This window comes from Pseudofrankia sp. EUN1h (assembly GCF_001854645.1).
Lineage (GTDB): Bacteria > Actinomycetota > Actinomycetes > Frankiales > Frankiaceae > Pseudofrankia > Pseudofrankia saprophytica.
The window spans coordinates 54,127-79,855 of the sequence record NZ_MBLN01000061.1; the positions used below are offsets into that span (position 1 = coordinate 54,127).

Annotated in this window: 26 protein-coding genes, 1 tRNA gene and 1 pseudogene; 17 read left to right on the plus strand and 11 right to left on the minus strand. The window is 69.4% G+C overall.

The window, feature by feature from the left end:
• The first annotated feature begins 256 nt into the window (after positions 1–256).
• From rsfS to BCD49_RS22115, 12 genes are all read left to right on the plus strand, one after another.
• Positions 257–700, plus strand: coding sequence for a ribosome silencing factor (rsfS, locus tag BCD49_RS22060; protein WP_007514025.1), 444 nt, complete (start codon positions 257–259; stop codon positions 698–700).
• Positions 697–1,425, plus strand: a complete 729-nt coding sequence (locus BCD49_RS22065) for a histidine phosphatase family protein (protein ID WP_007514023.1) — start codon at positions 697–699, stop codon at positions 1,423–1,425. Before rsfS ends, BCD49_RS22065 begins: the two co-directional genes overlap by 4 nt.
• An 88-nt stretch (positions 1,426–1,513) precedes the next feature.
• A tRNA-Ala gene (locus BCD49_RS22070) sits at positions 1,514–1,590 on the plus strand.
• 1,141 nt (positions 1,591–2,731) lie between these two features.
• On the plus strand, positions 2,732–4,090 hold the full coding sequence (locus tag BCD49_RS22075) for a hypothetical protein (protein WP_007514022.1): 1,359 nt from the start codon (positions 2,732–2,734) through the stop codon (positions 4,088–4,090).
• Positions 4,087–5,106, plus strand: a complete 1,020-nt coding sequence (locus tag BCD49_RS22080; RefSeq protein WP_007514020.1) for a hypothetical protein — start codon at positions 4,087–4,089, stop codon at positions 5,104–5,106. Before BCD49_RS22075 ends, BCD49_RS22080 begins: the two co-directional genes overlap by 4 nt.
• A 322-nt stretch (positions 5,107–5,428) precedes the next feature.
• Positions 5,429–5,683: a DUF4332 domain-containing protein gene (locus tag BCD49_RS22085; RefSeq protein WP_007514019.1), complete on the plus strand. Its 255-nt coding sequence runs from the start codon at positions 5,429–5,431 to the stop codon at positions 5,681–5,683.
• Positions 5,684–5,833: 150 nt separating this feature from the next.
• Positions 5,834–6,157 carry a GlsB/YeaQ/YmgE family stress response membrane protein gene (locus BCD49_RS22090; RefSeq protein WP_007514017.1) on the plus strand — a complete coding sequence of 108 codons (324 nt, stop codon included), beginning with the start codon at positions 5,834–5,836 and terminating at the stop codon, positions 6,155–6,157.
• Between the two features lie 5 nt (positions 6,158–6,162).
• The gene (locus BCD49_RS22095) at positions 6,163–6,618 is read left to right on the plus strand and encodes an STAS domain-containing protein (RefSeq protein WP_007514015.1); all 456 of its coding nucleotides are present in this window, start codon (positions 6,163–6,165) and stop codon (positions 6,616–6,618) included.
• A gap of 321 nt (positions 6,619–6,939) precedes the next feature.
• The gene (locus BCD49_RS22100; protein WP_071041879.1) at positions 6,940–7,551 is read left to right on the plus strand and encodes a DoxX family membrane protein; all 612 of its coding nucleotides are present in this window, start codon (positions 6,940–6,942) and stop codon (positions 7,549–7,551) included.
• A 118-nt stretch (positions 7,552–7,669) separates the two neighbouring features.
• A complete protein-coding gene (locus tag BCD49_RS22105; RefSeq protein WP_007514011.1) occupies positions 7,670–8,161 on the plus strand; it encodes a general stress protein in 492 nt (163 codons plus the stop codon).
• A 577-nt stretch (positions 8,162–8,738) separates the two neighbouring features.
• Entirely contained in the window at positions 8,739–8,978 is a 240-nt protein-coding gene (locus tag BCD49_RS22110) for a hypothetical protein (protein WP_007514009.1), read from the plus strand.
• Positions 8,979–9,233: 255 nt separating this feature from the next.
• Complete coding sequence (locus tag BCD49_RS22115; RefSeq protein WP_051466397.1) at positions 9,234–10,007, plus strand: PP2C family protein-serine/threonine phosphatase; 774 nt, start codon at positions 9,234–9,236, stop codon at positions 10,005–10,007.
• A gap of 36 nt (positions 10,008–10,043) precedes the next feature.
• Here BCD49_RS22115 and BCD49_RS22120 read toward each other — a convergent pair whose 3' ends face one another.
• From BCD49_RS22120 to BCD49_RS22130, 3 genes are all read right to left on the minus strand, one after another.
• Positions 10,044–10,730, minus strand: a complete 687-nt coding sequence (locus BCD49_RS22120; RefSeq protein ID WP_131803547.1) for an ANTAR domain-containing protein — start codon at positions 10,728–10,730, stop codon at positions 10,044–10,046.
• A gap of 178 nt (positions 10,731–10,908) precedes the next feature.
• The gene (locus BCD49_RS22125) at positions 10,909–11,754 is read right to left on the minus strand and encodes a GAF and ANTAR domain-containing protein (protein ID WP_083401616.1); all 846 of its coding nucleotides are present in this window, start codon (positions 11,752–11,754) and stop codon (positions 10,909–10,911) included.
• 99 nt (positions 11,755–11,853) lie between these two features.
• The gene (locus BCD49_RS22130) at positions 11,854–12,393 is read right to left on the minus strand and encodes a DUF5994 family protein (RefSeq protein WP_071041851.1); all 540 of its coding nucleotides are present in this window, start codon (positions 12,391–12,393) and stop codon (positions 11,854–11,856) included.
• Between the two features lie 699 nt (positions 12,394–13,092).
• Between BCD49_RS22130 and BCD49_RS43640 the strand changes: the two genes are divergently transcribed.
• A complete protein-coding gene (locus BCD49_RS43640; RefSeq protein WP_158072957.1) occupies positions 13,093–13,626 on the plus strand; it encodes a DUF4332 domain-containing protein in 534 nt (177 codons plus the stop codon).
• Between the two features lie 103 nt (positions 13,627–13,729).
• Here BCD49_RS43640 and BCD49_RS22140 read toward each other — a convergent pair whose 3' ends face one another.
• Both BCD49_RS22140 and BCD49_RS46465 read right to left on the minus strand, forming a co-directional pair.
• Positions 13,730–14,998 carry a PP2C family protein-serine/threonine phosphatase gene (locus tag BCD49_RS22140; RefSeq protein WP_083401617.1) on the minus strand — a complete coding sequence of 423 codons (1,269 nt, stop codon included), beginning with the start codon at positions 14,996–14,998 and terminating at the stop codon, positions 13,730–13,732.
• A gap of 168 nt (positions 14,999–15,166) precedes the next feature.
• Positions 15,167–15,600, minus strand: a pseudogene (locus BCD49_RS46465) (AfsR/SARP family transcriptional regulator); the annotation flags it as partial.
• 291 nt (positions 15,601–15,891) lie between these two features.
• On the opposite strand from BCD49_RS46465, the gene BCD49_RS22150 reads away from it, so the two are divergent.
• Positions 15,892–16,125, plus strand: a complete 234-nt coding sequence (locus tag BCD49_RS22150; protein ID WP_007513995.1) for a hypothetical protein — start codon at positions 15,892–15,894, stop codon at positions 16,123–16,125.
• A gap of 91 nt (positions 16,126–16,216) precedes the next feature.
• Here BCD49_RS22150 and BCD49_RS22155 read toward each other — a convergent pair whose 3' ends face one another.
• Positions 16,217–16,825 (minus strand): TetR/AcrR family transcriptional regulator, encoded by a 609-nt coding sequence (locus BCD49_RS22155; protein WP_007513994.1) that lies wholly within the window; start codon positions 16,823–16,825, stop codon positions 16,217–16,219.
• Between the two features lie 124 nt (positions 16,826–16,949).
• On the opposite strand from BCD49_RS22155, the gene BCD49_RS22160 reads away from it, so the two are divergent.
• The 3 genes from BCD49_RS22160 (at position 16,950) to BCD49_RS22170 (ending at position 19,731) form a co-directional block, all read left to right on the plus strand.
• Positions 16,950–17,444, plus strand: coding sequence for a nuclear transport factor 2 family protein (locus tag BCD49_RS22160; protein WP_083401618.1), 495 nt, complete (start codon positions 16,950–16,952; stop codon positions 17,442–17,444).
• 311 nt (positions 17,445–17,755) lie between these two features.
• Complete coding sequence (locus BCD49_RS22165) at positions 17,756–18,325, plus strand: hypothetical protein (protein WP_241832375.1); 570 nt, start codon at positions 17,756–17,758, stop codon at positions 18,323–18,325.
• Positions 18,326–18,399: 74 nt separating this feature from the next.
• Positions 18,400–19,731, plus strand: coding sequence for a cytochrome P450 (locus tag BCD49_RS22170; RefSeq protein ID WP_007513988.1), 1,332 nt, complete (start codon positions 18,400–18,402; stop codon positions 19,729–19,731).
• A 68-nt stretch (positions 19,732–19,799) separates the two neighbouring features.
• On the opposite strand, the gene BCD49_RS22175 is transcribed toward BCD49_RS22170, so the two are convergent.
• The 5 genes from BCD49_RS22175 to BCD49_RS22195 form a co-directional block, all read right to left on the minus strand.
• Positions 19,800–20,633 carry a mycofactocin-coupled SDR family oxidoreductase gene (locus tag BCD49_RS22175; protein ID WP_007513987.1) on the minus strand — a complete coding sequence of 278 codons (834 nt, stop codon included), beginning with the start codon at positions 20,631–20,633 and terminating at the stop codon, positions 19,800–19,802.
• Positions 20,634–20,664: 31 nt separating this feature from the next.
• Positions 20,665–21,543 carry a mycofactocin-coupled SDR family oxidoreductase gene (locus BCD49_RS22180; protein ID WP_007513985.1) on the minus strand — a complete coding sequence of 293 codons (879 nt, stop codon included), beginning with the start codon at positions 21,541–21,543 and terminating at the stop codon, positions 20,665–20,667.
• Positions 21,540–22,589, minus strand: coding sequence for an ABC transporter permease (locus tag BCD49_RS22185; protein WP_083401633.1), 1,050 nt, complete (start codon positions 22,587–22,589; stop codon positions 21,540–21,542). The genes BCD49_RS22180 and BCD49_RS22185 overlap by 4 nt, the downstream gene beginning before the upstream one ends.
• Positions 22,590–22,597: 8 nt before the next feature.
• On the minus strand, positions 22,598–24,130 hold the full coding sequence (locus tag BCD49_RS22190) for a sugar ABC transporter ATP-binding protein (protein WP_007513982.1): 1,533 nt from the start codon (positions 24,128–24,130) through the stop codon (positions 22,598–22,600).
• Between the two features lie 78 nt (positions 24,131–24,208).
• Positions 24,209–25,516 carry a sugar ABC transporter substrate-binding protein gene (locus BCD49_RS22195; protein WP_071041853.1) on the minus strand — a complete coding sequence of 436 codons (1,308 nt, stop codon included), beginning with the start codon at positions 25,514–25,516 and terminating at the stop codon, positions 24,209–24,211.
• Positions 25,517–25,729 lie beyond the last annotated feature (213 nt).

A 25,729-nucleotide genomic window follows, 5' to 3' on the forward strand; every position in this document is an offset into this window, starting at 1 on the left:
GTCGGTGACGGGTCGATGCCGGTGCTTAGACGGGCCCACTGGCGCGGACCGGGACTGGAATGTCAGTCTGTGAGGGTCTGTTGGCCATCATGGGACTGGTCACTGGCCGGACGAACGGCGCGAAACTGCCGTGACCTCGTGTGCCGTGCCGGTTACCGTAACTTGGCCGGCAACGTCCGGCGCCCCCGGGCCGGACAGCCGCCGCAACCCCGGCTGACCTGGCCCGACCACCTCACCACCTTGGAGAACCCGTAGCGTGACCGCTTCCACCCGGGCCGTCGAGCTCGCTCTGACCGCCGCCCAGGCCGCCGCCGACAAGCTCGCGAAGGACCTTGTCGTCCTCGACGTCAGCGAGCGGCTGGCCCTCACGGACTGCTTCGTCCTCGCGTCCGCCGACAACGAGCGGCAGGTCAACGCCATCGTCGACGAGGTGGAGGAGAAGCTGCGGCTCGTCGGGGTCAAGCCGCTGCGCCGCGAGGGCGAGCGGGAGGGCCGCTGGGTGCTGCTGGACTTCTCCGAGATCGTCGTGCATGTCCAGCGTGCCGAGGAGCGCGAGTTCTACGACCTCGAGCGGCTGTGGAAGGACTGCCCACGCGTCGACTTCGAGGACAGGGACAAGGCCAGGGCGACGGTCGGTGCCGGTGCGTCGGGCATTCCGGCGGCGTCCGACGCGGACCGCCCGGCCGGCTCCTCCTGGTGAGGCTGCTGCTCCTGCGGCACGGCCGGACGGAATGGAACGACCGCGGGCGCTTCCAGGGCCAGGCCGACCCACCACTCGACGCGGTCGGGCGCGCCCAGGTGGCCGCCGTGGGCCCGGTGATCCGGGCGATGGGCCCCGACCTGGTCGTGTCGTCCGATCTGCTGCGGTGTCGCGCGACCGCGGCCGCGGTCGGCCTGCCGTACCGGCCGGACGCGCGCCTGCGCGAGATCGACCTCGGTGCCTGGTCGGGCCTGACGTCGTCCGAGGCAGGCCGGCTGTTCCCGGAGGAGGATGCCGCCTGGCGGCGTGGTGAGGACATCCGCCGGGGCGGCGGCGAGACCTACCTCGAGGTCGCGGCCCGAGCCGGCGCGCTGTTCGACGAGATCGTCGCGGCGGGGCCGCCGGCCGGGCCGGACAGCCTCGTCGTGTTCGTCCTGCACGGCGGGACGGCGCGGTCGCTCATCGGGCACCTGCTCGGCCTGCCGCCGGCGACCTGGTGGCACTTCGGCCCGCTGCGCAACTGCTGCTGGTCGCTGCTGCGGCGCGAACACGGACGGTTCCGGCTGGTGGAGCACAATGTCGGCGTCGCCCGGCCTGATAAGGTTGGCACCGGCCCACTGAACGTGACCGTCGGGACCGTCCTTCCTAGCCAGGCAAGGATCTCCGGCGAGGACGCCTCGGTGGCCCCGGACACGGATCCGGTACACTCTCGACCACCGGCCTGACCGGCGGGCAAGAGGTACCGACAGGCACCAAACCGGAACCGCGAACCATGTAGTAGGGTTCGAAGCGCGGTGAAGGAAAATCAAATACGGGGCTGTGGCGCAGTCTGGTAGCGCATCACACTGGCAGTGTGAGGGTCAGGGGTTCGAATCCCCTCAGCTCCACCAGAGTTGCCACGTTTGTAGCATGACGTTGGCGGCTCAGGATCTCGGAAGACAGCATGCCGTTCGGGTGAAGCCCGAGCGGCATTTTGCTGTGCCCGTTAAGGGTCCGGTTACGTCGTGGGCGAGTCCCGGGCCGGACGGCTCGACGAACAGCTTGCCATGCCGGAAGAAGGACGCACACGCGCTCACGATGCTTCGCGAGGCAGAGCGACTCGCACCCGAACTCATCCGGACTCACCCACTCATCCGGACCCACTCACTCGTCCGCGAAACCGTCACGGCCCATGCTCCAACGCGCCCGAAATACCGCGGAGGCTGCGACCTATGTGACCTACGCGGCCTCGCCTACCTCATGGGCGTCACTCAAGATCATGGTCGGTGTCGCTTTCATGATCTGGTGGAATTTTGGGAGCTATCACTCCGAAGATCCCACCAGATCATGAACGGCCCCCGGATCCGGGGGCCGGAACCCCGGATCCGGGCCCATCCGGCCGGCTCCCCCCTGCTGTAAGGGTGTGCCGGGTGYTTTTACGGCCGGCGTTACGGAGCGTGGTTGCGGCGTGCCGGTTGCGGGGATCGCGTGGTGGCGGTGCATCGGCCGAGAGCATTGTCGTGCTGATAAAAATCAGCTCAATCAGCTCAATCCGTTCGACGGGCGGAGAAGAGTTCTTCTGGATCGCAGGTCCGGATGCGAACCTCTGGCTGCGAAATAGCGACCTTGTCTGAGATGTCGGATTGGTCGGCCGACGGGTCACCCCCTACATCGTTGTGTATCGGTTTGGTACCGCTGTCGACCCGCTGTCGTTATTCACTCGTGGCCTTATGGATGATTCGTGGGCTGGCTGTGGCACTGCACATGCAAAGGCGTATGCATCTGGCGTAGTGTCCGCCGACAGATCACCACGCCGAGGTGGTGATCAGACCCGCCGAAGCTTTCGGCGCGCGCGACGGGCCCGGGAGAAGGCGGGGGCACGGTCCCCCGCCTTCCCTGTCTGAGTGCCTGTTCCGGCGCGTCCAAGGAGACATGCATGGTGGCTGCCGTCATCCTCGCTCCGACTACKGCAGACCGCGGAGTCTGTCTATGCCTGGCCGTCGTTCCCTACCGTGTTCTGCCTGTGGCGGCGGCTGGGATGGAGGATCACCGATGATGACGCAGCACATCCAGGCCTGCGCGCATCCACTGACGTTCGTCCGCGTCCAGCGGGGGTGGTCCTATCAGAAGCTCGCCCGGGTCGTCGCCAAGAGGGCTCGCGACCTCGGCGAGGGGAACATGGCCGCGGAGCGGCAGAAGGTGTGGCGCTGGGAGCACCGCGGCGTCGTGCCGGACCGGGTCTCGCAGTTGGCGTTGGCGACCGAGTTGGGCGTGCCGATCGAGCGGTTAGAGTCCCATCCGTGGCCGTCCTGGCTGCCCACCGGTGAAGACGTCCGCATCGACTACCCGTGGACCCAGGCCGGCAGTCTGACCTCGATGATCAATGTCGTCCAGGACGCGGTAAACGACCGTCGCGGCTTCCTCGCCATCAACGGCGCCAGCGTCGCCGCGCTCGCCGACCAGTGGCTGGGGCTGGGGCCCGCCTGCCTGGCCGGCGCGTTGGACGGCGGTCTTGTCGATGATCAGATCGTGCACCGGATGGCGCACAACATCCCCGGCCTGCGGGTGATGGACGACCGGCTCGGCGGGGGGAGCGTGCGCCGGCTCGTCGACGCGGAGCTCGGGGTGGTGACGGAGCTGCTCGCCCGCGGCCGCTTCTCCGAGCGGATCGGCCGTGAGCTGCACATCGTGGCGGCCGAGCTCGCCCGGCTCGCCGGCTGGGTCTCCTTCGACGCCGGATTCCAGACGGGCGCGCAGCGCTACTGGGCGACCGCGCTGCACGCCGCGCACATCGGCGGTGACCGCCTGCTCGGCGCGAACGTGCTGAAGAACATGTCGCTGCAGTGCATCGACTTCTCTCAACCCGTCGAGGCACTCGGGTTGGCGGAGGCGGCCGTGCGCACGGCGGGCGGCACCACCGGCCGGGTCGGCGCGATGCTGCACATGCGCCAGGCCCGGGCACACGCGGCGCTCGTCGACGAAGCCTCCTGCCAGCGCGAACTCGGCATCGCCGAGGCCGCGTTCGACCAGGCGACGACGCAGGAGCCAGCCTGGGCGTGCTACTTCGACGAGGCCGAGTTCCAGGCTCAGATTGGCTGCTGCTACATCGATCTAGGAAACCTGCTGTCCGCCGACGGATGGCTCAGCCAGGCACAGGCGGCCCACCCGGCCGAGAAACCGCGCGATCGGGCGACCTACCTGCTGCGCCGCGCGGGTGTGCAGATCGACCTGGGCAACCTCGACACCGGCTGCGCGTTGGCCGCCCAGGCCGTCCCACTACTGGCGGTCACCCGGTCCCGGCGCAACGCGCGGCGCGCCGACGAGATCCGCCGCCGCCTGCGCCGGCACCCGTCCGTCTCGGCTGCCCGCGACCTCGATCAGCAGCTCGCCGAGACCACGGCGGCCCGGTGACGCCGGCGATCTCGTTCGCTCATCTCTTCCGGCTCAGCGACGACATCGGCCTGTTCCGACGTGCTCTGGGCTCGGCGCCGCGCCGGGAGCACGGGTACTGCGTGGACGACGTCGCGCGCGGGCTGGTGGTCCTCTCCCGCGAGCCGTCGCTGCTTCCGGAACTCATCCGGCTGTTGGACCTCTATCTCGACTTCGTGCTGGCGGCGCAGGCGCCGGACGGCATGGTTGCCAACCGGCGCGACAGCGAAGGCCGCTGGTGGGACGACCCCGAACTTGGTGACTGCTGGGGCCGGGCCCTGTGGGGGCTGGGTACCGCGGCGGCGCTGGCGCCCACCCGGCGGCTGCGGGCGCGGGCCCGGGCCGGGTTCCAGGTCAGTGCCGCCCGCCGTTCCCCCTGGCCGCGGGCCATGACCTTCGCCGCGCTCGGAGCGGGCGAGCTGCTGCTGGCCCACCCGGACGACGAGCCGGCTCGTACTCTGCTCGCCGACGCGGTTACCGAGATCGGCCCGATCAAGGATGATCCCGGATGGCCCTGGCCGGACCCCACGCTGCGCTATGCCAACGCGGCGGTGCCGGAGGCGCTGATCCTGGCCGGCATGTGCCTGTCCGACCGGACGGCAGGTGCGAACGGTCTGCGGTTGCTGGCCTGGCTGCTCTACGTGGAGACCCGGGGCGACATTCTGTCGCTGACCCCCGTCGGCGGCCGGCGCCCTAGGGGTGATCTCAGGCCTGGCTTCGACCAGCAGCCCATCGAGGCGGCGGCCATCGCGGACGCCTGCGCGCGGGCCCACGCGGCGACCGGCCAGCGCGACTGGCTCACCGGTCTCGGGCAGGCCCACGGCTGGTTCCTCGGCGAGAACGACGCCGGCACGCCGCTGGTCGACACCACGACCGGCGGTTGCCACGACGGCCTCGAACCCGGAGGACGCAACGCCAACCAGGGGGCGGCGGCCACCCTCGCCCTGCTCTCCACGGAGCAGCACGCCCGGCGCCTACTCGGGTCGAGGACTCCGTGACTCCTGAGCCCGGGTGCTGGTCAAAACAACCGGCTCTTGGCGCGGTACGGGCCGTGGGATCGTGCGGTGCGTTTCGCGCCGGGTCGACAACCAGGCGTTTTCGGGATATGCTCAAGTAGCTAGGAAATAGCCGGCTCGGGATCGGAAACGCCGCATAGCTGCCGCGAGACCGCGAGTGTGTTACTCACGCTCGAGCGCCACCAGTGATCGCCCCTGGGACGTTGCCMGTGAAGTTTCCCCAATTTTTCCGGCGCCTTGGTGTCGTCGTTTCCGCCGGTGTTTCCTTTTTCCCGCACGCTGAACTCCCAGGAAAGGGAGTCTCATGAGTGCGACCGACATCGACCGCCACCAGGCTCACGAAGGCGATCTGGACAAGATCAAGGGCATCGGCGTCAGGTACCGCGCGATCCTGGAGGAAGTCGGGGTCGCGTCGATCAGGGAACTACGTCACCGCAACGCCGCGAACCTGAAGGTGATGATCGAGGACCGGCACGGGCCGGTCATCGGGCTCACCGAGCTACAGATTCAAACCTGGATCGACAAGGCAAGGACCGTCGGAGCATCGCGTCCTGCCTGATATCCGCGGTTCATCCGGTCGCCCACCATGGCCGCCTGATACCACCACACCCCGCCACGCCGCTCCACTGCACGACAACCTGGGGATGACGCGGCGAGTGCCCGCCGGTGCACTAAAAACAGCCGGCCAACAACGAATAGCAGGGAAAACATGGGCATCATCGCCTGGATCGTACTGGGGCTCGTCGCTGGCCTGATCGCCGAGAAGCTCACCGGAGAGCGGACGGGCTGGGTGGTCGCGGGTGTCTCCGGGATCGTCGGCGCCCTGCTCGGTGGCTGGCTCGCCAAGATGATCTTCAATGTCAAGTCGCTCGACACGTTCTTCAGCCTGTCGACGTGGATCACCGCGATCGTCGGGGCCGTCATCGTGCTGCTGGCCGTGCGCCTGGTGACCGGCGGGTCGGGCCGCTCGCCTCGACGGCGCGCGTCGAACCGCTCGCCTCGGCGGCGTCGGCGCACGACCTCGCGCCGCTGATCGTGATGAAAACCCCCGCCCACACGTCCGAGGCGTTGGCGCAGCGCCCGGACAGATTCGTCTCCCGATTTCATGCCGACATCTACGCGCCGCCCGACAGAACGATCGTGCGTGCACACGGTGAGATCGACCTGGCGACCCGGGCCGCGTTCCGCGCGGCGTTGAGCGCTGGCCTGGACCGGGCGCCCCTGCTGCTGGTCGTCGACCTTGGCGGCGTGTCGGTTCTGGGCGCCTGCGGGCTGGGAGTCCTGTTCGACGCGGCGAACCGGGCGGCCCGTGCCGACATCCCGATCATGGTCATCGGCGCCCGCCCCCGTATCTACCGGCTGTTCGCGCTGACCCGCCTGGTTGAACGGCTGGATGTGCGTCCCGCACCGGTCATGGGGACTCTGATACCCGCCGCGGTCGGCGGTCCCGCCGGCGCACTTACCAGCTGGGCCCAGGACGGGGCGTCGTCATGACCGCCACCGACGCGTCGCCGGACCTCCGGCCGCCTGCATCGGACAACACGCAGCCCGCGCCTCGCCGGCATGTCGTGCGCTCCACGCGCACTGGTCGAACCTGAACGGCGACCATCTTTTTCGTCGCCGTCCTTAGCCTGCCGCTGGTCTTCGTTCCGTGGAACGACCAGCGGGTCAAGGTGTCTTTCCCGGGCTTCGAGGGTCATCTGCCGCTCGCCCGCGGACCCGATCGACGAGAATCGAAGGAACGTGAGCGCGATGGTCGACATCGCCAAGAATCACCACGCCCCGGTGGAGACCATCGACCGACCCGTTGGCACCATGACGCGGCCGGCCGTCGATGACGCCGAAGCCCGGTCAGCCAGCATGGCATCCCAGAACCATGCAGACCGGCCATCCGCGCCCGGACAACAGCCGGTCTCGACGGCCGCCGGCGGTGGAGACTCGGCTCCGGTCGTCCGCTACCTGCTGGCGGTCGTCCGGCTCGCGTTGGGCTGGGTGTTCCTGTGGGCGTTCCTGGACAAGGCGTTCGGGCTGGGCCACGACACGACCTCGGCGAAGGCCTGGATCCACGGCGGCAGCCCTACCAAGGGATTCCTCGGCTCCGCCGCCAAGGGCCCGTTCACGGGCTTCTACCATTCCTTGGCCGGCACGGCCTTCGCTGACGTGCTGTTCATGGTTGCACTGCTCGCGATCGGCGCGGCGCTGATGCTCGGCATCGGGATGTGGCTGGCCGCGACCGCCGGGGCAGTCCTGACCGTCATGATGTGGAGCGCCGTCCTCCCGTCGGCCAGCAACCCGTTCWTGGACGAGCACCTCATCTACGCCGCCGTGCTGGTCGTCCTCRCCTGCCTGGGCGCCGGCCGCACGCTGGGACTGGGCCGCGCCTGGGTAGYGACCCCACTGGTACGACGCCTGCCCTGGCTCGCATGAGAAGCCGTCTTCGTGTCGCCCTGCACCGTCCGCGGGGACCAGGGCGGACGGCCGGGCGGAGAACGGGACGCTCCATCTCGCCAGCTCCGGAATCTCCTCTCGGAATKAGGCACAAGAAGTGACCACCCAACCCGACGGTCCGCGTCCAGCGCTGAACCTGGAAGATCCGATATCGCTGGGGATATACGACGACTATCCCCGGGCCCAGTACGTGGTCGACTACCTGGCCGACCACGATTTCCCCGTCGAGAACGTCGTCATCGTCGGTACCGAACTGAGGTCGGTCGAGCGCGTCACCGGGCGCCTCACCCACGGCAAGGCCGCGATCGCGGGTGCGGTCTCCGGCCTCTGGATGGGTTTGTTCGTCGGCATCGCCTTCGCGCTTTTCAGCACACAGAACCAGATCGGATTCCTGATTACCACTCCTTTCCTGGGCGCGGCCTTTGGACTGGTCTGGAGCCAGATCGGATTCCGCGCCGCAACCCACGGTGGTGCCCGGGACTTCTCCTCGATCAGCCGGGTCGTCGCGACAAAATACGAGGTCCTGATCGAACACCGCTTCGTCGGCCAGGCCCGCAGGCTGGTCTCCGCAATGTCCGTAGGCCAGTAGCCGGGCACTTCCGGGCGGACGGAACCCGATCCGACTCGGCTCCTCCCTACAGCATGGACACGCAGGTGACGGTGCGCCGCGGTACCCCTGACCTTCGACGAGCTGGGTCCCCGGGTTCGCCGGTGGTGCGGGCCCCGCCGGCCTCCAGCTGCTCTGCTCGGCGACAGCGGCGTCGTCGAGCAGAGCGTTGACCGGCGATGCGCCGCGCTGCCTCCGGACGATCGCAGCCCCGGCGGCAACAGCCTCGCCGGCCGGGCGGACTCGAACTGGCCTTGGCCGCGAGTACGATCGCCCGGCGCCCTTCGGCGGTCGTCCGGCGATCCGTTCAGCACGGAGCACGTGAAGACTACGAGCGGCCATTGACGTGGCTGTCGAGACGGGATTTCCCGCCGCCCTCTGGCATTTCAGAGGTCTGATCGTTCCGTCCGGAGCCGGACAACGGGATAGGGACGGCGTACGATGACCCCGCTGGGAAACAGCCAGCTCGGGCTGGGGTCGCCGCGCGTCAGTGTCGCCGCCCCACGAGCCTCAGGCTCAGCGCCGGGCGCCTCGGTGATCTCTTCTGTAGAGGCACCTCATGTCCGCTGAGAACGGTTCCACATCCGCGCTCTCCATGCCCACGCCGACGCACGTGCTCGGTAGCCGATACGGCAGGTGTGGCGGCAGGGCCGCGTTCGCCAGGGAGACCAGCGCTGGCAGCTGGCAGGTCAAGGTGCACGATCCCACCAGTCCGCGCGTGGGCCACGACGGGTGGTTGCTGATCGGCTCCGGCTGGTCGACGTTGGCCGAGGCATTGGCCGCTACCGGCCTGACCTGAGCCCGCGCCGTGCTGCCCCATGATCGGGCCGACGCGACGGTGGCGCGTGCGGCCGCCGTTCGGTCCGGATCGCGCGTGGCACAAGGAAGTGGCGGCTCAACCGAAGGTCTCGCGACCGTCGCGGCGGGGGAGCTGGGACGGCGCGAGGACACCGCGCGCGCGGGCCGCGCGGCGGAGCGGCTAGGAGTGCTTGTGGCCCAGGGGTTGGCCCCGCACATGGGTCTGCTGCCGCCACGGACGACTGGTGTTCCAGGCATGGAGGTCGCCGCGCGTAGCCTGCCGGCGGCTGACGGCCTGGGGGCGCTTGGCGACTTCTACGACGTGTTCCCGGTGCGGACGCGCGGCGACACCGGCTCCAGGAGCAGCACAGGCCGAGTACACGTACGGCGTGAACCGGAGTCGGAACGGTGGGATGCAGTGATCGGGGACGTCAGCGGCCATGGCCCGGAAGCAGCGATGATCGCGGCGTTGGCGCGTTACACGATCCGCGCCGTCGCGACGACCGAGAAGACTCCGTCGCGGGTGCTCGACCGCCTGAATACGGCGCTTCTCACCCGGAGTCCTGGTAGCGAGCGTTTCCTCACCGCCACCTACGTCATGCTGTTTCCCGGCCCAGGTGGAGCCCGCGCGCTCCTCGCGTCGGCGGGGCATATGCCCGCGCTGCTGAGAAGCGCCGCCGGTTCGGTGCGCGCCATCGGGCATCACGGTCTGCCCTTGGGTCTGTTCGACAACTCCGGCCTGAAGAACGTGCGCGTGACCCTGCGGCCGGGAGTTACGTTGTTGCTGTATACGGACGGTGTCACCGAAGCTCGACGGGGCCGCGAACAGTACGGCGAGGAACGCCTCCGAGCTCTCCTCGCCGCGACGGGGCAGCTCAGCGCGCACGACCTCGTGGATGCCGTTGAGGCGGATGTGCTCGCCTTCACCGGTGGCCCCCATGCCGACGACATCGCTGTTCTCGCGCTGCGCGCGATCGACGTGGCTCGACAGGAGTCTCCCGCGCCCCCGCCGGCACGGTCTGACATCTGACTGAGGATGACAGTTGGTCCCGACAGCCGGATGGCGCTATGGGTCCCGTGGCGGCAGGGTCGGTATCGCCTCGCCGTCGGGCCCTTGTGGGTGCGCCGGGCGCCCGTCGTCGGCACCCAGATCTGTCCAGCTCGGCCCGTCCAGCTCGGCAAGGATCGCCTCGGCCGCGGTGGGCCGGCCGACGCGGGCGTCGGYGGCCAGCATGTCGAGGTGCTGATATGCCTGCTCGGGGGTGTTGCCTCTGCCGATCAGCACGCCGACGGCCTGGTCGATTGTCGACTGGGTCTTCAGCCCGCTGGGCGCGGCCGGGTCGCGCGGCACCGTGAGGTCCTCGTCGAGTACGAATCCGGTGGTGCCGAGGCCGCCGCTGTCGTTGGTCAGCCAGCTCAGGTCGGTCGCGAGGTCGAGGAACGCTCCGGGAGCCGCGGCGAAGAGGATCAGAGAAGTCGTAGCCGCCGGATCCTCAGCTGCGGGAGTACTCGGGGGAAGGGACATTCTTAGCGAGGCACGGATGTCTTCGCGCTCGGCATCGTCCTCGAGCACGGTGAAAATCAGGGAATTCTCTCCGGCGGAGAGTATGGCCGAGAGACCGAGGTAGGATCCTACGGCGCTCTTGGCGTCGGCGGCGAGTTGTCGCAGGGTTCGTGAGATATCCGCGCCCGGTTCGTCGAGCGATTCGGTGAGAGCGGCGAGGTCCGCCGCCAAAGCAGTGGAAATATCCACGACGGGGGTACTCCGAAACGGCGTCCCCGAACGCCCTTTTCGGCCACAAAGCCGAGTACCGCGGGTCGCGGTGCTTGGTGGGGCACCGGACACGAGTCAGGGCCCCGGATCCGTGGGTGCCATCTTCAGGCTACTCGGTCGAGCCGGCCGCGCCGCCGCGGAGGCACCGAGGACCGAGCTATATCTCGCGATTGCGGGCTCGGGCCCGGCGGACCGCCTCATCGACAATGCGCTGGGCGACGGCGGCGAGTTTGACGTTCTCGCGCTGGCTGATCGCGCGCAGCCGGGCAAATGCCTCTTCCGCGGTCCCGCCGGTGCGGCCGCGCAGCAGCCCGATGGCCTGATCGATGRCCGGCCTGGTCGACAGGGCGGCTTGCAGCTGGATCGTGAGGTTCAGCGCCTGGGCCAGCACCTGGGCGTTGTGCACCGCGACCGCGGCCGGGGCCGCGAACAGCTCGCCGAGTTCGGCGGCGTGGTCGTCGAAGACGTCCTTGCCGTGGGCGTAGACGTTGATCGCGCCAACCACCTGGTCGGGTAGCAACAACGGCAGTGACAGCACGCTGTGCACACCGAGGCGGCCGACCCGGGGGCCGAAGCGGGGCCACTGCCGTTCGCCGCCCAGTGATCCCGAGCGGACCGTGCGCCGGTCGAGGGTCGCGGTGATACAGGGACCTTCGTTGAGGACCGCATACTGGATCTCGTCGATGTCCCGGACGAACGGCGCGCTGGCCGCCAGTGCCTCGATACGGTCGTCATCCCGGTCGAGACGCAGCAACGTCACCCCGGCGCCGTCGGCGCCTGGGATGGCCTGGGCGGCGAAGCTCGCCACCCGGGTCAGCAGCTCCTGAAGGTCCAGGGAACCGGACACCAGACCAGCGAGACCGGCCAGGCCCGCCCGCAGGTCGAGGGCATCCGCCCGCGCCTGCTCGGAACTCAGCTCCTGGGTCGGCCTGGCGATGCCATCGTCGAACACGGTCATGGTCGGGTTACCAGCATGGGTTGCCCCCAGGTTCGTGCCGAGCATGACATCTCGAGAGTCGCGTCGCGCCGGTCTGGCGAGCGCTTTTCCGCCTGATCAGCCGGCGAGGACCGGACCGTTGTCAGCGGGCGGGGCGGTCCGTGGTCATTCTGGTGATGGCGCGGCGCCCGCGTGGCGCAGTATCTGGCCAGCTGGGCCGGACAGCCGGCCGGTGGCGGCCATCTGGAGCACCTCTTCCCCCGCCTCCGGGGCAGCGTCGGGGGGTATCACGAGAAGGAAGAGGCGTGTTCGGTTGGCGCCGCCCAGCGTGACCGTGTGGGGGTCGAGGGCGCGAAACCAGCTGATCCGCAGCGGCGGGCGGCCCGGTCGTGGAAGCACGCGGGGGATGTCGGTCCAGATGTCACCGTTGACCGACATCCGGCCGGGCGCCTCACCCGTGGCGGACAACGCGGCGACGAGCGGGGGAAGCTCGCTGGCCAGGTGCCAGGTCCGTGGCCACCAGGCGYCGTCGAAGGATTCCCGGCCGCGGGCCGGGGCCAGTGACAGCCGTAGCTCACCGCCGCCGACCGGCTCGGGACGCATGTCCGCGAGGGTGACCTGGAGCTTGGTGGGTGCGCCGCCGTCGCCGTCGAAGCGCGCGGCGTCGACCTCGTCGAGAAGTGCGGAAGTTCGGCCCGTCGTCATGACGGCCGCCTAACTCCGGCGATAAGAGCCGCCGGATGGCCACGGCCGGTGCTGACACCAACCTGGCGTCGACATTCGCAGAATTCCGGATTCGTAGGATTCCGGCCGATCTTCACTGTACCACAGTGCGTCCGCCCTTGTATGATGATGGTTTTTGGTTCTCGATCAGCTGGCACGGATCAGGGCCGCGGGATCCTGCGAGGCGTTTTGCGCCGGTCGACAATCAGGAATTTTCGCGCTATGCTGAACCAGCTAGGCAAATAGCCGGCTCGGGATCGGAAACGCCGCGTAACTGCCGCGAGACCGCGAGTGTTCCGCTCACGCTCGGGCGCCATCGGTGATCGTCCATGGGACGTTGCCTGTGAGCCTGCCCGAACGTTTCGAGTGCCTCGGTATCGCTATCCCCGTCGAGGTTTTCCCATGGTCCGCGTGGGGCCTGCCGCCGGTCGATCCGCTGTATCCCAGCCATCGCCCGTCCGATGGGATCTGGCGAGCGTAGTGGAGTATCGACGGGACCTCCTCGATGTTCTCCTGGGACCACTCGGYGACACTGACCGGGCCCGCGCCCTTGCCCAGCTCGGGACGTACAACGACACTCAACGTCTCAAGGTCACTTATGGTGAGGTCGTATCGGCCGCGGCAGGAGCCCGGATCTTCACCTCGCACCGTGATCAGGTCACGACCATCCACGTTCGCGGCATGGCCGGCGCCGCGGGCACCGCGCTTCAGACCGCCCTCGACCATGGAATGCACGCGGGGGAGCCGCTGCTGGTCGTCGACCTCGGCGACGTGCCGGTCCTCGACGTGGCGGGCCTGGATGTGCTGGCCGGCGCCGCTTCCCTGGCGGCTCGCCGCCAGAAATGGATCAGTGTGYGCGGCGCCCGGCCCGCCGTCTTCGAGCAGCTCGTCGCGGCCGGTCTGGTCGCGGTGCTCGACGTCCATCCCGCACGCCGAACTCCCCAGGAAAGGGGGAGCACCATGACCACGACCAACAGCGGTGGCCACCAGGCCCGCGAAGGCGATCTCGACAGGATCAAGGGCATCGGCGCCCGATATCGGACGATCCTTGAGGAGATCGGTGTCGCCTCGATCAGGGAGTTGGGGCGTCGCAACGCCGCCAACCTGAAGAAGATGATCGAGGACCGGCACGGGCCGGTTGTCGGGCTCTCCGAGCGGCAGATTCAAGCCTGGATCGACGCGGCGAAGACCGCCAACACATTGCGCCCCGCCTGACATCCGCGGCCCTCACCTCAGGTCGTCCACCACGGTGGCCGGATGYGAGCCCTCGCGCCGGTGACCGGCATGGGACAGCCGGGCGGGACCAGCTCTTGCCAGATTAGATATCTATGCTCGCGAGATGGTCGGCGGTGCCCCCGCACCACTCGACCAGGAAGAGCGTCGCGTCGTCGGTCGTGATCCCGCGCCGTTCCCGCATCAACGCGTGGGACAGACTCCGCACCGTCTCCCGCACACTGTTTCCGTGGGCACTCTCGACGAAGTCGATCAGGCGTTCCTCGCCGAACTGCTGCCCGCCCGTCTCATGCTCCTCGACGAGGCCATCGGTGAAGAACAGCACCCGGTCGCCGCGTAGGAGCGTCTGCTCACTGACCTGCGGTATGTCACCACCGAAGCCGATCGGCAGGGTCCCAGGGCTCTCCAGCGCCTGGATAACCTTGCGATCGCGGATCAGCAACGCCGCCGGATGGCCTGCGTTAACCCACTGCAAGTGACCTGTTCCGATATCCAGACGCATCATCTGCGCTGTGACGAAGTGATCGGTACCGAACTGCTTGTGGATGGCTGCGTCCATGAACGTGTACAGGTCGGCAAGCCCGATATCGGCACGTCTGGCGTGCCGGTAGGCGCCGATCGCGACCGTCGCCAGCACCGCGGCGTCCAGGTCGTGGCCCATCGCGTCGATGATGACCATGTGAAGGATGTCGTCGTTGAGGGCGTAGTCGAAGCTGTCGCCCGCGATGTTGTAGGCGGGTTCGAGAATGCCGGCCACCGCGACCTGCGGGGTGATCATGGTCAGCGGAGGCAGCAGCGACCACTGGATCTCCGCGGCGACACTCATCGGTTCGAGACGCCGGGCCTGGAAGAACTGGTCGGTGTAGCTGCTCTTGGTCACCAACATGTCGGCGACAAGGCCGGCGAGTCGCCCCAGCAACCGGCGGTCATCATCATCGACCGTGTCGAGAGTAAACGCCAGTACCCCCACCTGGTCGCTACCGTCCAGCAGCGGCAGGTACATTCGCGTACCGTCAGCCTGTGGCTGCTCGACAGTCATCGCGCGGAGGAATGCCRTGCCGGCGGGGGAGTCGTCGATCGGCTCGGGCTTCCCGACCGCGAGGCTCCTGCCCGGCAGCGGCGTGAGTATCAGCTGCTCATAGTCCTGCAGAAGGATCGAGATGTCTCGCCCGCCGATCCTGCCGATCTCTTCCGCCACCAGTGGGGCAATCAGCTGTGGCGGCATCTCGTGAGCGCGGTCCAGCAGCACACCCAGCAGTCGCTCACCGAATCCCTCCGACCGATCCACCATGATCTTGCTAGACCGGCCGCCACCTGTACCATTGGTGCCTCTTCTCCCTGCTCGACCGTTCATACCGGGTGAGCCTCCCCGGACCGCGTCAGCCGGTCACGTCGACACCCCGCTTCGCTCCTGATCGACGGGGAGGAGGCCGGCAAATGGCGTGGCAGGTGACGAAGGAGCGGTAGTGCGGTGACCGGCGGGCTCGGCCGATCAGGCGGTCGTCGGCGGGCTACACCTGCGCGCCGCGTCAAACGCCGCGCTGTCCTGCAGCCCGGCGTCCTGTATGGCCGTACCGCGCCACAGGGCAAGGGCCTCACGCAGCAGTCGTACCCACCGCGGGTCCCCGTCATCGTGGGCCTGGTCGACGAGGCGTTCGAACCGCACGGCGTCGACGGCGCCGGGTTCCACCCTCAGCAGGGAGCCGTCCGTCTGCCCTCGACCGCCCCTTCCGGCAGCGCCCTCCACAGCCGGGAAACCAGGCGTTGCAGGGCATTCGCCGCCTCTGACGGCGGACGTTCACCCCAAATCCGGTCGACGGGCGTCGCCTTCGGGACCTCGTGACCTGGATCGAGCGCGAGAGCGATCAACCGCGCGCGCGACCGGGCGCCCGGCAGGTCAGCGAGGACGCCTTCGTCCGTACGAACCTCGAATGGCCCAAGCATTCCGATCTGCACCTGGCCGATTTTGCCGCGGTCGATTGGCGGCCCTTTGATCGCGATTTAGGTCCTCCGGTGGCGGTAACCGTTGCCGTTTCACGACCGCCGCGGGGCGTTACCGGCGATCACGCCAATGGCGCTGGCTCTGGCGGTCGCGGTTCAGTACGGTCCCGGGTCGGCAGTTGGGCAGAGGCGGCGTAAGCTTAGGTCACTGGGAAACAATCCGGCCTGCCGCGCATCAGCGTCGCGGCTCTACGAGCCTCAGGCTCAGCCCGGGCACGTCGGTGAACTCCCTTGGAGAGGCACCTCATGTCCGCTCAGTACGGTTCCGCCTCCGGGTCATCCACGGCCGTAGGCGTGCTCGGTAGCCGCTACGGCACCTGCGACGGCAAGTCCGCGTTCGCCAGGGAGACCAGCCCTGGTAACTGGCAGGTCAAGGTCCACGACCCCAAGAGCCCGCGCGCGGGCCACGATGGTTGGGTGTTGATCGGCTCCGGTTGGCCGACGTTGGCCGAGGCCGCCGCCGCCGCCGGCCTGTCCTGAGCCCGCGTCGCTCGTCGGGCGGGCCGCTCGCCGGTTCCTGCCGGGCCGGGTACCGGTCGCCGCCTGTTCGCGGGGACGGCCGGGGCCCGCGTCATCTGCGTGCGGGTGGACGTAGCCCGTCGAAGACGATGGTGAGTGTCCGGGCCTGCAGCTCGTCGTCCCAGCCTGCCTGCAGCGCTGCCTGACAGGCGGCCGTGAGGAGCGCGAGCACCTCCGGAACGCGGACGTCGTCGCGTACGGCGCCGGCGTCCTGAGCGTGGGTGAGCAGCGCGTCGATCGACTCTCGCAGCGTGTGGATCGGTTTGGCCACCGGGAGGTTGATCCCCGAGGCGGCCAGGAGATCGACGACCGTCTTCTTGGCCGCCGCCTGCTCGACCATGCTCGCGAAGAAGACGAACAGACCGGTCGCCGGATCGCCATCGTCGACCAAGGTCTTGATCTCGTCGTCCAGCCGAACCACGAGGTCGCTGACCAGCGCCCGCAGCAGGGCTTCCTTGGTCGGGAAGTGCCGGAAGACGGTGCCGATCGCGAGCCCGGCCCGCCGGGCGACCTCCTCCGTCGACGCCGAGGCGCCCTTCTCGGCGAAGACCGCCTCGGCGGCATCCAGGATCCGCGCTCGGTTGCGCCGTGCGTCGGCGCGCAGACCCTGGCTTGCTGGCACGACGCCCCGATCGGCCGCTGAGGACCTGCCTTCCGACATGGGTGGCGTCCTCCTGGGATTGACAACATGAGTCAAGACTCATCATATTCTGAGTCGCGACTCATGTTAGCTCCGCGGGACGGCCTAGACCGGTCGGTCGCGCGCCCAGTCTGGAGGGAACCGAATGGTGTCACCGTCCGMCAGCGCCGAGATGACCCCACGCGAGGCCTTTGCCCGTTTCCAGGAGGCACTTCTCGGGAACGCCCCCGAACGCGCGGACGAGCTGTACGCCGAGGACGTCATCATCGAGCTCCCGTTCGCCCGGCCGGGCATGCCGAGCCGCTTCGAGGGGCGAGCGGTGTTCGGCGCCTTCGCCGCGGCGGGCCGGGCCTCTCTGCCGGTGCGGTTCGAGGGATTCCGCAATGTGGTCATCCACGACACGGCGGACCCGCAAGTGATCATCGTGGAGTACGACCTCGCCGGAACGATAACCACCATCAACCGTCAGGCCTCGGCGTCGTTCGTCCTCGTCCTCAGGGTTCGTGACGGTCGGATCGTTCACCTGCGCGAGTATCAGAACGTCCTTGGCATGGCGGTGGCGCTTGGCCAGCTCCCGGCGCTGCTGGCCAGCATCGGTTCCGAAGAYGCCCGTACCCAACCCCCGGGAGCTGGCAGGTAGCCGGGTGGCCCGGCGGCCGAGCCGCTGCTGCGCAGGAGCGCGACCGCTCCGCTCCGCCGGCGGCGGCGATGCGTCCGCGGACCCGGCGCGGGACGAGCGGCGGTATCGCCGTGTGCTGACAGACTCCGGGCATGGAGTGGTCCTGGCTCACCGGCTCATATCACGAGCAGTTCATCAGAACCGGCCGTCAGCCGTTGCTGCTTCTTCTCGTGGGCTTGGTCGGCGGGTTCCTGTTCATCAGGACCTCCGCCCGCCTCATCCGGGCGAACGTTCGATGGTGGCCGGGAAACATTTCGGCCGGCGGGGTGCACGTGCACCACGAGTTCTTCGGTGTTCTCATGATGCTCGCGGCCGGCACCATCGGCTTCGCTCCCAGCGCCGTCCACCCGTGGCGTGACATCCTTGCGCTCGTCTTCGGGATCGGGGCCGGCCTCGTTCTCGACGAATTCGCGCTCCTGCTCCACCTGAAGGACGTCTACTGGACGAAGGAAGGCCGCTCCTCCGTCGATGCCGTCATCGTTGCCACGGCTTTGACCGGGCTCCTCCTGGTCCGCGCCGCACCCTTCGGGCTGGATGACATCAGTGACGACGAACGCTCCGCCCGCTGGACCCTTGTGGCACTTGTGCTGTTCAATCTGTCCCTTACCGTGCTGACCGCGATCAAGGGAAAACCCTGGGTGGCGATGTTCAGTGTCTTCGTGACCGTTGTCGGGATCTGGGGCGTCCTGCGGCTCGCCGCCCCGGGAAGCCCGTGGGCGCGGCGCCACTACGACCAGGGGAAGATGGCGCGAGCCGGGGAGCGGGCCGCGCGGTGGGGCAGACGACGTGAGCGCGCGTTCTCGCTGATCGCCGGCGCCGACAGCCCCGATTCCTCCCCGTAGCCGCGGGTGCCGGCTAGTTTGGTCATATGTCCACGGACCAGGGCATTCGACCGACTCCCACCGAGGATCATGCGGTGACGCCGCCGGCCGAGCGGTGTCCGCGGCCGTTGGGACGGGTGCGTGATGACGCCCGGTCGGCCGTGTACTGGGGCGCGGCCCACGGGCTTCCCCGGGTCGCCGTGCGGGCGGCGGCGCGGCGGGGGGACCTGCAGGGCCGGCTGATCGTCGCGGGTGCCGGCGGGGGAGAGGTCTGGGAGGCCGTCGAACAGGTGCGCGCCGCCGGGCCGCTGTACCGCGGTCGGTTCGCGTTCCTGACCGTGGACCATGCCGTCACACGGGAGGTTCTCGCCAGCGGTGACTTCCGGGCCGGCAGCCCGGCCCGGGCCGGTGGCCTCCTCGGTGCTCTGATGGCCCGGACCGCGCCCGACGTGCTGCATCCCATGGAGCCGCCGTCGCTGCTGGTCACGGAGCCACCCACGCACACCCGGCACCGCCAGCTGGTCAGCCGGGTGTTCACCGCGCGGGCGGTCCAGAACCTGCGGGCGCGCACCGAACAGATAGCGTCCGAGCTCCTCGACGGCCTCGCCACGGCCGAGCCCGTTGACCTGGTCGCCACCTACTGCGCCCTGTTGCCGGTCACCGTGATCTCCGAGATTCTCGGGGTCCCGCCCGGCGAACGGCCCCGAGTGCTGGCGCTGGGATCCGCCGTCGCGCCGAGCCTCGACTTCGGGCTGGGTCTCCGGCAGTTCCGGTCCGTCACCGCCGCCATGCGTGACTTCGAGTCGTGGCTGACCGGGCATCTCGCCTGGCTGCGGCACGAGCCGGGCGATGACCTGCTCAGCCAGCTCATCGTGGCCCGCGACCAGGACGGCGGGCTCGACGAGAGCGAGCTGAAGTCGATCGCCGGGCTGGTGCTCGCGGCCGGCTTCGAGACCACGGTGAACCTGCTCGGCAACGGCATCACCCTGCTGAGCCGGCACCCGGAGCAGCTCGGGCGGCTGCGCGGCCAGCCGGAACTGTGGCCGGGCGCGGTCGAGGAGATCCTCCGGATCGATCCGCCGGTGCTCCTTACCGGGCGCATCAGCACCCGCGAGCTAGACCTTCGCGGCGTCACCGTTCCGGCCGGGACCTACGTCGTGACCGTCCTCGCCGGCGCCAACCGGGACCCGAAGGTGTTCGCCGAGCCGGCGACGTTCGACGTCGCCCGCGCGAACGCCCGTGACCACGTCTCCTTCTCCGCCGGCCGGCACTTCTGCCTGGGAGCCTCGCTGGCCCGGATGGAAGGCGAGGTCGGCCTGCGCGCGTTCTTCGACCGCTACCCGGACGCGACGCTGCTCCCGGGCGCCCGCCGCCGCGCGAACCGCGTCCTGCGCGGCTGGAGCCGCCTGCCCGCCAGCCTGTCCTGACCTCTTGCCCCGGCGCGTTGCCCCGGCGCGAACCCGCCGCTGAGCGGCCTCGCTCCGAGGCGCGCCGGTCAGATGACCAGGGCGCCGGCGTCGATCGGCAGGGCGACCCCGGTGATGTAGCGGGCCTCCTGCGACGCGAGGAAGAGGACGGCGTTGCTCACGTCGATCGACTCGACCCAGTCGATGGGCAGCAGGATCGTCTCCGACGACGCCTTGCCGAAGTCCTCCCGGGTGGGGTTGGGGATGTCCGGGCAGAACAGGTGGTACATGCTCTCGTTCTGGATCATGGGAGTGTCGACCTGGGTCGGGTTCACGGTGTTCACCCGGATGCGGTTCGGGGCCAGCTCCTGGGCCAGGGTCTTCATCAGGCCGACGACCCCGTGCTTGGCCGAGACGTAGTGGCTCACGCCCGAGTAGGAGCGCAGTCCGGCGACCGAGCTGACCAGGATGAGCGAGCCGCCGTCGCCGGTGGCCAGCAGGTGCGGGATGGCGACCTTGCAGGTGCGCCACACTCCGCTCAGGTTGATGTCGATCATGTCGCCCCACGTCTGCTCGGTCAGTTCGTGGGAGGGGCCGTTCGAGAGGATGCCGGCGTTGGCGACGACGATGTCGAGCCGGCCGAGCTCGGCGACCCCGCGGTCGACCGCGGCGCGCAGCGAGTCGGTGTCGCGCACGTCCCCTTCGGCCGCGACGATCCTGCGGCCCAGCTTCTCGACCATCGCGACGGTCTCGGCGAGGTCCTCGGGGGTCGCCCCCGCGTAGTCGGTGGTGTCGATCTCGGCGCAGAGGTCGACCGCGATGATGTCGGCGCCCTCCTCGGCCAGCCGCACCGCGTGGCTGCGGCCCTGCCCCCGGGCGGCCCCGGTGATGAACGCGACCTTGCCTTCGACTCGTCCCGCCATGTCCGTCTCCTTGCGTCGTGACGTCACTTGATCACTTGACCAGTACGCCGGCATCCACCGGCAGGGCGATCCCGGTGATGTAGCGGGCCTCGTCCGAGGCGAGGAAGAGGACCGCGTTGCTGACGTCCTCGGGCTCGACCCAGGGGATCGGGAGCGCGTTCATCGCCTGCGACACCGGTGCGAAGTCCGCCCGGGTGGGGTTGTCGACATCCGGGCAGAACAGCCGGTACATCGGCTCGTTCATGATCATTGGTGTGTCGACCTGGGTCGGGTTCACCGTGGTGACCCTGATCCGGTGTGGGGCCAGCTCCTGGGCCAGCGTCTTCATCAGCCCGACGACGCCGTGCTTGGCCGCCGTGTAGTGGGCGATGTTGGCGTACGCCTTCAGACCGGCCGCGGAGCTGGTGAGGATGATCGCGCCGCCACGGCCGCCCGCGATGAGGTGCGGGATCGCCGCCCGGCAGGTGCGCCAGGCCCCGCTCAGGTCGACGTCGATGATCTCGGTCCAGATCTCCTCGGTCATCTCCATCATGGGCGCGGGCGTGTTGACACCGGCGTTGGCGCAGACGATGTCGAGCCGGCCGAGCTCGGCGACCCCCTCGTCGACGGCGGCCGTCACCGCCGCCAGGTCACGCACGTCGGCCCGGCGGGCGACGACGCGGCGCCCCAGCGCCTCGACCAGCGCGGCCGTCTCGGCCAGCTCCGCCTCGCCGGCCAGCGGGTAGGGCACGGTGGTCATCGGCGCGCAGGCGTCGAGCGCGATGATGTCGGCGCCCTCCTGGGCCAGCCGGACGGCGTGGGCGCGGCCCTGCCCGCGGGCGGCGCCGGTGATCAGGGCGACCTTGCCGGCCACGCGTCCCGGTCTGTTCGGCCCCGGTCCGTTCGCCCCCGACTCGTTCGGCACGCTCACTTGATCACCCCGTAGCGCCGCCGGTCGATGGTGATCGCGACAGCGGCGATGACCACCGTGCCCTTGACGATGAGCTGCGTGTACGGGTCGACGGCGGTGATGTCCATGCCCGCACCGAGGATGACGATGACCAGCGCGCCGAGCAGGGTGCGGTGCGGGCCGCCGACGCCGCCGGACAGGGCGGTGCCACCGACGACGATGGCCGCGATCGAGTTCAGCAGGCTGGGATCGGCGCCGAGCGGCACGCCGGTGCTCGCCTGGCCGGTGAAGATGATGCCCGCGACCGCCGCGATGACCCCGGCGAGCGCGAAGACCAGCAGCTTCACGACCTGCACCCGCACCCCGGACAGGCGCGCCGCGCGCTCGTTGCCGCCCACCGCGTAGAGGTGCCGGCCGAAGGAGGTGGCGAACGCGAGCACGGTGAGCAGGCCGGTCAGGATCAGCGCGGTGAGCGCGCCGTTCGGGATGCCCGGGATCGACGAGTCGTTGACGAGCGTGTGCAGCAGCCCGGAGCTGAAGGCCACCGGGCCGCCGTGGGAGATCGTGTTCGAGATCCCGTCCAGCACCGACATCATTCCCAGCGTCACCAGGAACGACGGAACGCGCAACACGGTGGTGACGAGCCCGTTGACCAGGCCGACCAGCCCACCGACGGCGAGCACCATGATGATCGCCAACGGGCCGCCGAACGAGTCGATCCACTTGGCGATGAGGATGCCGGCGAGCGTCGCGTTCGCCRCCACCGACAGGTCGATGCCGCCGATGAGGATGACGAACGTCCCGGCCAGCGCGATGACGGTCAGGAACGCCATCTGCCGCAGGATGTTCTGCGCCGAGTCGGTCGACAGGAACGCCGAGTTCCGGCTGCCGAAGTAGATGATGAGCGCCAGCAGCGCGACAAGCGGGACGGCGATCGTCCGGCTCCGCGACAGCGTGGCGGTGACCGCGGTGAGCCCGCTGAGCCCGGAACGGCCGGCCGGCGTCGAAGGGTCACCCCCGGAGCCGGCGACCTGCGGCGCGGCCAGATCGGTCGAGTTGTGGGTCACGGTGGTCCTCACATCATGTGGCTGATGACGTCGACGTCGGTGGGTTTGCCGGTCGCGGGCGACGGGATCTCGGCCGTCACCCGGCCGTCCCGCAGCACGACGATCCGGTCAGCCAGGCCGATGACCTCCTCCAGGGACTCGGCGCACAGCAGCACGCCGACGCCGTCCCGGGTCAGGTCGCGGATCATCGTGTAGATCTCCTCGCGGGTACCCACGTCGATGCCGCGGGTGGGGTCGTCGAGCACGAACACCCGGACCCTGCGGGCCAGCCAGCGGGCGAACACCGCCTTCTGCTGGTTCCCGCCGGAGAGCTCGCGGATGGGGGTGGCCAGCGAGTCCGTCTTGATGCGCAGCCGCGACGACAGGCTGGCCGCGCGGCCGCGCTCGTCCCGCAGCCGCAGCAGCCCGGACCAGCGGGAGGTGAGCAGGTCGAGGAAGCCGATGGAGATGTTGCCGCGCACCGACATCGCGCTGAACAGGGAGTCGTTCGCCCGCTCTGGCGGGACATAGCAGACCCCGGCCCGCACCGCGCGGCGGACCGACCAGCGGTCCCGCCGGCGCCCGTCGACGGTGAGCGAGCCGCCGCCGAGCCGGGTCGCGCCGGCCACGGCGGCGGCCAGCTCCGACTTGCCCGACCCGATGACACCCGCCACGCCGACGATCTCGCCCGGCCGGATCGCCAGGTTCACGTCCGTGAACGCGCCGGCCACCGAGCCGCCCGTGATCTCCAGGATCGGCTCGGCGGCCGCCGCGGCGCCGGTCTGCTCGGTCTCCCGGTAGTAGTCGACGCTGCGTTCCCGGCCGACCATCAGCTCGTGCAGCCGCCGGTCGGTGACGCCCTCGTTGCGCAGGTCGTCGACCACCTTCCCGTCCCGCAGCACCAGTAGCCGGGTGGCAAGGCGCAGCACGTCGGGCAGGATGTGCGAGACGTAGATGAACGACGCCCGGTCCCGCCACCGCTCGATCAGCGAGAACAGCAGCTCGGCCTCATGCTCGCTCAGGGCACTGGTCGGCTCGTCGAGCAGGATGAGCGGCGGGGTGTCCGCGATGCGGGCGTCCGCGAACGCCTTGGCGATCTCGACGAACTGGCGCTGCGGATAGGTCAGGTCGGCGACGACGGCGTCGGCCCTGATGTCGTCGACGTGCATGTCCCGCAGCAGCGCCGCCGCGGCGGCCCGCAGCCGCCGTTTCCGCCCCGGCCCCCGGCCGCCGGTCCGGATCTCCCGGCCGAGGTAGATGTTCTCGTAGACGCGCAGCGACTCGACGAGCGCCTGCTCCTGCACGACGACCGCGACACCCAGGGCGGCCAGCGCGCGTGGGCTGCCCAGCGGCGCGTCCTGGCCGCCCACCGTCATCGTTCCGGTGTCCGGGCGGACGGTGCCGCTGAGCACCCCGATCAGGGTCGACTTGCCGGCGCCGTTCTCGCCGACGAGGCCCAGCACCTCGCCCGTACCCACCGTCATGGACACGTCGCGCAGCGCGTGGACTGGACCGTAGCGCTTGGAGATTCCCGTGAGGGCGACGGTCGATTGGGTAGGCACGGGCTGGATCCACCCCACTTTCTGTGTGCCTGGGCGTGCTGCCTGGGTCCGCTGCCCAGGCGTGCTGCCTGGGTCCGGCTAGGCGACGAGGCTGTCCTTGAACTCGAGCAGCGGGCCGGACTTGAAGGCGCTGRCGTAGGTGGTCCGCACCGAGGCGATGTCGGCGGACGCCCAGGCGGAGTTCAGCTTGTACTCGTCCTGGGGGACGCCCTTGTAGTACTCGTTGGGGTCGATCGGGTTCAGCAGGGTCTGCGGGTCCCAGTCGTTCGGGTGCAGGGCCTTGCTCATCCGCTCCCACTCGAACGGCAGCTTGTCCGCGTAGACGGTGGAGAGCACCTTGTCGGCGGTCTCGGGGGTGACCAGCAGCGCGCCCTGGGAGATGAACTTCTCCGGGAGGGAGAACTCGACGTCGTTCAGCACGTCGAAGACGGTGATCCCGAGCAGGCCGGCGGTCAGGCCGCCGACGGTCGCGCTGGTCAGGTACTGCTTGCCGTCGGCGATGTACTGGATGTTCTGCTTGTTGCCGTCGAAGCCGACGACGATCTTGCCGGTGATGCGCTGGGCGTCCAGCGCCGCGATGACGCCGGCGGCCTCGCTGTCGTTCTGGGCGAAGACGCCGACGAAGTCCTTGACCGACGGCAGGATGTTCGTCAGCGAGGTCCGGGCGTCCTCGGAGGTCCAGTTGCCGGGCGACGCGGTGACGATCTTGATGTTCGGGAAGTCCTTCAGCGCCGTGTTCAGGCCGGCGGTGCGCTGGTCGTCGGCCGACGAGCCCTTCTGGCCCGGGACGTGGATGATCGTGCCGGAGCCGCCGACCTTCTGGAACATGGCGCGCGCGGTGGCCTCCGCGATCTTCACCGACGGCGGCGTGATGAACCGGACCCACTTGTCGGCGTCCGCCGGGGTGTACCAGGCCGGGGCGGTGTACGAGCTGGCGTAGAGGATGCCGGCGGCCTGGCAGGCCTTGGTGACGGCCGCGGCCTGGGCCTCGGTCGCCGGGGTGCCGAAGATCGACGCGCCGCCGGAGGTCCGGACGTTGCCCACCTGCCCGATGGCGGTGTTGACGTTTCCCTGGTCCTCCAGGCTGGACATCGGCACGCCTAACGCGGCCATCGCCTGCTTGCCGCCGTCGTTGAAGGCGACGAAGTAGTCGTTGGACAGCGTGGTGACCTGGGAGAAGGTGCGCTTCCGGACCAGCTTGCCGCCGCCGGCCGCGCCGCTCGCCCCGGCCGCGGCGGTCGACGAGCCGGAGTCCGAGCCGCAGGCACCGATACCCAGAGCGATGCCCGCGGCGCCCATGGCGGCGAGGAACGAGCGCCGTGAGGTCGGGTGCGAGAATCTTGCGTTCCTTGCGAAATCGACGATGCGTGACTCGTTCGATGCCATCGTGCTGTCTCCTTGATGAGCCGGTTTTCCGCCTCGGCGCGGCGGGTGACGGACCGGTCGGGGCGCGCGGAACCGCGGTGGCGGTCGCACCGCCGGAGCCCGTGAATCAGTCGGTATATCGTCTGCCCGAAACGTTCCCGCCGGCCGGGTGATGCCATCGCGTGATGGCGCGGAAGGTGGAGGGGGAAGCTGCGTCACAAGCCGGGCGAGGGC